The 6,645-nt window shown below is 70.9% G+C and carries 8 protein-coding genes; 3 read left to right on the top strand and 5 right to left on the bottom strand.

The window, feature by feature from the left end; translation table 11 throughout:
• Positions 1–5: 5 nt before the first annotated feature.
• The 5 genes from ACFVTC_RS41710 to ACFVTC_RS41730 all read right to left on the bottom strand — a co-directional run bounded on the left by ACFVTC_RS41710 (position 6) and on the right by ACFVTC_RS41730 (position 3,774).
• Positions 6–395 (bottom strand): STAS domain-containing protein, encoded by a 390-nt coding sequence (locus tag ACFVTC_RS41710; protein ID WP_390134923.1) that lies wholly within the window; start codon positions 393–395, stop codon positions 6–8.
• Positions 392–931 (bottom strand): B12-binding domain-containing protein, encoded by a 540-nt coding sequence (locus ACFVTC_RS41715; protein WP_390134925.1) that lies wholly within the window; start codon positions 929–931, stop codon positions 392–394. The genes ACFVTC_RS41710 and ACFVTC_RS41715 overlap by 4 nt, the downstream gene beginning before the upstream one ends.
• Positions 928–2,676, bottom strand: a complete 1,749-nt coding sequence (locus tag ACFVTC_RS41720) for a PP2C family protein-serine/threonine phosphatase (RefSeq protein WP_390134934.1) — start codon at positions 2,674–2,676, stop codon at positions 928–930. The genes ACFVTC_RS41715 and ACFVTC_RS41720 overlap by 4 nt, the downstream gene beginning before the upstream one ends.
• Positions 2,677–2,843: 167 nt before the next feature.
• On the bottom strand, positions 2,844–3,020 hold the full coding sequence (locus ACFVTC_RS41725; RefSeq protein ID WP_148014566.1) for a hypothetical protein: 177 nt from the start codon (positions 3,018–3,020) through the stop codon (positions 2,844–2,846).
• Between the two features lie 178 nt (positions 3,021–3,198).
• Entirely contained in the window at positions 3,199–3,774 is a 576-nt protein-coding gene (locus ACFVTC_RS41730) for a hypothetical protein (protein ID WP_390134927.1), read from the bottom strand.
• A 754-nt stretch (positions 3,775–4,528) separates the two neighbouring features.
• Between ACFVTC_RS41730 and ACFVTC_RS41735 the strand changes: the two genes are divergently transcribed.
• From ACFVTC_RS41735 to ACFVTC_RS41745, 3 genes are all read left to right on the top strand, one after another.
• Entirely contained in the window at positions 4,529–4,699 is a 171-nt protein-coding gene (locus ACFVTC_RS41735; RefSeq protein WP_390134929.1) for a hydrophobic protein, read from the top strand.
• A gap of 67 nt (positions 4,700–4,766) precedes the next feature.
• Entirely contained in the window at positions 4,767–5,342 is a 576-nt protein-coding gene (locus ACFVTC_RS41740) for a Dps family protein (RefSeq protein WP_390134931.1), read from the top strand.
• A 278-nt stretch (positions 5,343–5,620) separates the two neighbouring features.
• Positions 5,621–6,502, top strand: a complete 882-nt coding sequence (locus tag ACFVTC_RS41745) for an RNA polymerase sigma factor SigF (protein WP_390134932.1) — start codon at positions 5,621–5,623, stop codon at positions 6,500–6,502.
• Positions 6,503–6,645 lie beyond the last annotated feature (143 nt).

Consider the following 6,645-nt stretch of genomic DNA (forward strand, 5'->3'; position numbering starts at 1 on the left):
GAAGGTCAGCCCGTGCCGGGCCGTCGCTCACCGTCGCGCTCGGCGCGGGGCGCGGTGAGGTGGTGGAATGTGCCGGTGATGCCCAGGAGCCGGTCCAGGGCCACGGGACGCTCGTCCAGATGGAGTCGGACACCTGCCAGGTCCGTCAGCCGACGGATCATCAGCAGCGTGGACAGGCCCATGGAGTCGATGCTGCCGAGCCCGGAGAAGTCGACGCGCAGATCGGCCGGTTCCTCGCCGGCGTCGCGCCGGTCGCCGAGACACCACTCGACGGCCTTCATCAGCTCGTCGCACGTCTCGAAGTCGAGGTCTCCGGCGACTCGGACCAGGACGGTGCCGGCCTCGGTCTCGGTCTCGACAGTGAGCGTCAAGGGCGTGGGATCCGAAGGGGTCATGCGGACTTTCCATGGCCGGGGACCTGTGGTGACGGCGTTCTGGTGGCGAGCGCCTCCCGCGCCCGGCACAGGGTCCGGCGGGCCCGCGGGAAGTCCTTGAACCACCCGGCCAGCAGGTCCATCGCGAAGTCGAGGAGCAGGTGGCGCGTGCGGGCGACGATCAGGAGCCGGGCGGGCAGTGCGTGCCGTTCGCCGTCCACACAGGCCACCGTGACGCGGGGGCTCTCCGGGGTGTCGTTCCGGTGCCCGGGGTGCCGGGTGAGGGCGCCGACGACCCGCTCGCGGATCGCCGTGGCGGTGTGTTCCTGCGCGACGGTCAGCCGGTTCGCGGCGCGTTCCGCGCCGGCCCTCACCCGCACGGGAGCGATCACGCCGAGCAGAACCGTCTGAGCGTCGGTGGCGGGTCCCAGGGCGTCGAAGACCGCGGCCGAGGCGCCACGTCCGTCGCCGGCGCGGACCGCCGTCCACAGGCGGTGGCGGGCACGTGCGAGCACGGCGCCCTCGCGGTCGTCGCAGCGGACGGACGGACTTGTCATGCGGTGTACCTGCCCCGGGTGTGGCCGTTCACCGCGCTCAGGTGCGCGTGGTGCGGTGCCGTGATCGCGACGGTCGCCATGTCGTCGTGGCCGCCACGCCCGACCCACTGCGCGGCGAGCATCTGGATGTGCTCGACCACGGCCTCGGCGGGCAGGCCCGCGCACCGGGCCAGCGCGGACTCCAGCCGCCGGACGCCGAACAACTCGTTCCCCAGCGGGCCTCCCCTGCCCTCGGTGATGCCGTCGGTGAAGAACAGACAGGTCTCCCCCGGGGCCAGTTCGACATGGGCCGTGGTGGAACTGATGTCCCAGAAGGCGCCGACCAGTGTCCCCCGCGTCTCGACCGTCTCGACCGCGCCGTCGGCCCGGACGATCAGCGGAGCGGGATGTCCGGCACTGGTGACCCGCAGACGGACCGTCCCGCCGCTGCGGACGACGGACGCAAGGGCCAGGGTGACGAAGCGGGTGTGATGGGAGTTCATCAGCGCCCCGTTGAGCAGTCCCAGCAGCCGCTGGTGGTCCTCGGCCAACGGCAGCAGCGCCTGCACCGTGTTGCGGACCTTGCCCGTGAGCACCGCGGCGTCCAGGCCCTTGCCGCACACGTCCCCGAGGACCACCAAGGATTCCTGCCCCTCGTCGGTGCCCGGGTGGACGTCGTAGAAGTCGCCCCCCACGCGGTCGGCCTGGCCCGACGGGAGGTACTTCCCGGCGAACTCCACGCCGTGCACGCTGTGGAGCTGGGGCGGCAGCAGATCGCGCATCAGGGTGGCCGTGATGGCCGCCTGCTCCGCGTACATGCGGGCCGCCGACATCGCGGCCCCGGCCCGGGAGGCGAAGAGGCGGGCGAAGACCTCCTCGCTCTCGGTGAACGCAGGTCGCCCTCCGGAGCGCAGCAGCACGAGGGCGCCCGCGGGTACGCCGTGGCCGGGCAGGGGTGTCACGACGGCGGAGCCGACCGGATCCGTGAACCGGTCGGGGACGACCCACCCCGGAAGGGCGGCCGGGTCGATCCAGCGCGACGGTACGGGTGGGAATCCGCGCAGGGCGTCACTCAGGCCGGGCAGTTGCTCCAGGTCGGCCTGGACCTGCCGGTGCACGACGTCGCCGTCGGGCCCGCAGTAGGTCAGCGGTACCTGCCGCCCGCGCGGCGGAGCGACGATCACGGCGGCGTCGGCGAGGTGTTCGGCGGCGAGGCGGGCGGTGACCTCCATGCAGCGCTCGACGTTCAGTGACGACAGCAGAGCGGTGGAGGCGCCGGCCAGGAACGCGGTGCGCTTGCGTTCGCCGGCGAGTGCGTCCTCGGCCTGTCGCCGGTCGGTGTCGTCGACGAGCCACCACATCACGTCACCGTCGTCCGTGCGGGTGGGATGCGCCTCGAAGGTCCGGTCACCGACCGGTCCGTGGACGGGAGACGACGGAGGTCCGGACACGGCATGCCCGGGGTCCACGGCGGGAGCTCCGGACTCGGTGTCCCCGCGCTCCACCGCGACAGGTCCGGACATGCCGTCCCCGGGCTCCACGGCGGGGGAGCCGGTTCGCGCGTGCGCGTCCGCGATCCACGCCGGGACCACACAGCGCAGCCAGGCGCCGGGAACGGCGCTCGGGAACAGGACGGCCGCCGCCGCGTTCACCTCGACGACGTCACCGGACTGATCGGCGACCAGAACGGGGTAGGGGGCGGCGCCCCACGTCGTACCGGAATCGATACCGCGCGGGCCGGAGGGATGCTGCTGGGCAGTGTCCACGAGCAAGGGCGCGTGACTGCGTGCCCACAACCTTCTTTCCGAGGACGAGAACAGTTTCCTTCCGGCAACCATCTCGCGTCGGCCCGCGTGACTGCAAGTCACCCCCCACAAGTCCCGTCAAGCCGCACGGCCGAACCGGCGTTCGCGTATCCTCCACCCGCCCCGCGTCAGCGCCTGCGACCACGGGCCGCCCAGCCACTGCCGATGCCCGCGACGTGAAGAGCGAGCAGGGCCAGTCCTATGAGCATGACATTGGTTGACGTGAACACGTCATTCGTCGAGATGTCGGCGGCATTGATCAGGAACGCGATGAACAGCAGGACCGCCGCGACGATGCCGAGCATGATGTCTCCTCTTCCGAAGTGATGGTGACCTCCGGATGCCCCCAAGCCGCCTGCCGACACAACCTCATGGGCGGTCTCGTCGCCCACCCGGAAGAAATGCGGGCATCTCGGTCATCTGACGGACAGGGACGCGCCCGGCGGAGGAGAGACCTTCACCGGGCGCGCCTTGAAGGGGTCGCTAGGAGACGACGGGCTCGGGCGCTTCTTCGCGCTCCGGCGCTCCCGGCTCCGGGCCCGCGCCGGCCGCCCGCCAGAGAGACTCCTCCCGCACGACGAGCCCTTGGTCGGCCAGCCCCTTCAGATGCCGCAGGACGGTGGCTTCCTGGAAGCCGACGGCCGCGCAGAGTTCGTCCAGGCCGGACCCCTTCACCCCGGCGCTCGCCAACTGCTCCCACGTACGCACCGCATGGCGGCTCAGTCCGCTCTCCCGCACCCTGCGCAGAACGGCGGGATGCTCCTCGTCCCCCTGACTCTGTTCGGGAAGCGGGGCACGGGCGGCCGTCGACACGCCCTCGCCACCGGTCGCCGGTGCCTCGCCACCGGTGTTCGGTTCCTCGCCACCGGCCGTCGGCTCCCCACGACCGGTCCCGGTCGCCCGCGCCGCGTGCCCGGTCGCCGGCGTCTCACGACCGGCCATCACTTCCTCACGACCGGCCGTCACCGGTGGCACGGCACGCGGTACCCCGGCCCGTCCGACCGGACGCGGCGTCATGTTCACCGTGCGGTGCCTGCGCCCCTTGCGTTGTCGGCTCATCGGTTCCTCATCTCCGCATCGACGATGCTCACGACAGGACAACGAGCCAGTCACCAGAAAGTCGTTCAGCCGTTCGAATGACGTCTGGGCCGGGCCACGAGGGGTCTCCGCACCCAAGTCCAGCCGTTCAGAACAGGTCCCAACGGCGTGTCCCGAGGCCGCCATTGAGCCCCCGCCACCAGGGCCCGCGCGGGATCCTGAGACCACCGGCAGCCGGTCGACGAGGAAGCCCGTACGGTCCACCGCGCGAAGGCCGAGCGGGCCGCCAGGTCGGCCGCACCGGTCAAGGCTCGGAACTTGTCGCTGCTCGGCAAGACGGTGGGACCGCTCCGTGTGACGAGCGGGCCGTGTTCACGGCAGTGGTGTACGCGCTGACGAGCGGCTGTACCTGGCGCCGTCCGCCGCCGACGTTCGGCACGTCGCCCGCCCCCGCGCATCGCCGCTTCACGGTACGGACCGCGGCCGGCCCGTGGCCTCGGCCGCACAGCGCGGTGCTGGACGGACTCGGGCCCCCGGGCGAGGTGCACCGGACCTCGGCGATCGTCGACGCGGCCTCCGTTCGCGCCCGAAGGGGATCGCTGTCCGGGCCGAACCCGGTCGATCGCGGCAAGGAGGCGGCGAGCCGCACGTCCCGCGCCGCGCAACACGGCGGCGCCGACCCGTCAGACTCCGCGCGGACAAGGCGTCTCTGAACTCCGGGGGAATGTGTGACCCAAGGGAACCGGGGCACCTGACGTCCTGGAGGTCGATACCGATGGTTCCCCTGACCGTGGTCCTTCTGCTCGCCCTGCTGCTTTTCGGCGCCGGTTTCGCCGTCCAGGCCCTGTGGTGGATCGCTGTCATCGTGCTGACCGTCCGGCTCCTCGGATTCGTGGTACGCCCCGGGGTGGCCGGCGGCCGCCGTGGGCGCTGGTACCGCTGGTAGCCACGCCGTCGACGCGGCATCCCGAGAACTCCCGCAGGGAATACGACGCGAAAGAAAGAATAAAATCATGGCATCTTCGACAGCCCCGAACTACACGATTCCCGGGATCAGCACGAGCGACGGCGGCAGGATCATCGATCTGCTCCGTACACGCCTGCACGCGCTCAACGACCTTTCCCTCACCCTGAAGCACATCCACTGGAACGTCGTGGGCCCGCATTTCATCGCCGTGCACGAAATGCTCGACCCGCAGGTGGACTCGGTACGGGGCATGGCCGACGACACCGCCGAACGCGTCTCCGCCCTCGGCGGGGTGCCCCACGGCACTCCGGGCGCCCTGGTGGCCGAGCGCACCTGGGACGACTACAGCGTCGGCAGGGCGGACGCGATCGCCCATCTCGGCGCCCTCGATCTGGTCTACACGGGGATCATCGAGGAGCACCGCGCGGCCGTCGCCGAGATCGGCAAGATCGATCCGGTGACCGAGGACCTCCTCATCGGGCAGCTGCGTTCGCTGGAGCAGTTCCAGTGGTTCGTGCGCGCCCACCTCGAGAGCTCCGGCGGAACCCTGGCGAACGCCGACGCCCGGACGGAGCGTCAGGCGGCGCAGCTGACCGGGCGGAGCGGCGGGGAGCAGCAGTAGCCGTAGGTGGACACTCCCGCGGGTGAAGGCCCGGACCCGGGCGACGGGTCCGGGCCTTCACCCATCTGTCATCGTCATCCGTCATCCGTCATCCGTCATCCGTCGGGACAGGGTGCATCCGGACGGCCCGTCCCGCGGGAAGGGATGCGTGAACCGGCGTCGGCGCACCGCGGCACGAAGAAGTTCAAGAATTTCGTGGTGTCGACCGGCATGACTCGCATAGGGCGGGGCAGACGAGCCCTGTCTTCAGTTCCTTCGGACGATTTGGGGTGGATCGCATGGCAGCCGTGACGGCAGCGATGGCAACGGATGCGGCACGGCGTGCGGTGACGGCCGATGGGGAGGCACTCCCCCTGATCAACGAGCCTTTGAAGGTCAGCCCGAAGGACGCGCGCACTCTGTCGCGTCAGTTCTTCGACCGGCTGGCCGTGCTGGAGGAAGGCACCCACGAGTACCAGTACGCGCGCAACACCCTCATAGAGATGAACCTCTCCCTCGTGCGGTACGCGGCGGCCCGTTTCCGCAGCCGCAACCAGGACGAGATGGAGGACATCGTCCAGGTCGGCACGATCGGGCTCATCAAGGCGATCGACCGGTTCGAGCTCACCCGCGAGGTCGAGTTCACCTCCTTCGCCGTCCCGTACATCGTCGGGGAGATCAAGCGCTTCTTCCGCGACACCAGCTGGGCGGTCCACGTGCCCCGGCGTCTGCAGGAGGCCCGTATCGAGCTGGCCAAGGCGACCGAGGAGCTGCGCACCCGCCTGGGCCGGACCCCGACCACGCGCGAGCTGTCCGCGCTGATGTCCCTCTCCGAGGAAGAGGTCATCGAGGCTCGCAAGGCCTCCAACGGCTACAACTCCTCGTCCCTGGACGCCGCGCTCACGGCCGACAACGGCGCCGACGGCGAGAGCGTCCTCGCGGACTTCATCGGCGAGGACGACCCCGCGCTCGAACTGGTCGAGGACTTCAACTCCCTGGCGCCGCTGATCGCCGGCCTCGACGACCGTCAGCGCCAGATCATCCACATGCGTTTCGTCGAGGAGCGCACCCAGGCCCAGATCGGTGAGGAGCTCGGCATCTCGCAGATGCACGTCTCCCGTCTGATCACCCGCATCCTGAAGCGTCTGCGCAGCGGGCTGCTCGATCCGTCGGTCGCCTGACCCAGCGGGGTCCGTCCCGGGTCCCTCATGCCGGGGGCCGTTTCCCCCCCCCGGAGTGCCGGGGGGGGAACGGCCCCCGGGCTGACGCGGTTACGGGGGTGCCGGCCCCGGGGCCCGGGTGGTGGCCCCCCCCCCAGACGCGG

Source organism: Streptomyces sp. NPDC057950 (assembly GCF_042887295.1).
GTDB lineage: Bacteria > Actinomycetota > Actinomycetes > Streptomycetales > Streptomycetaceae > Streptomyces > Streptomyces kaempferi.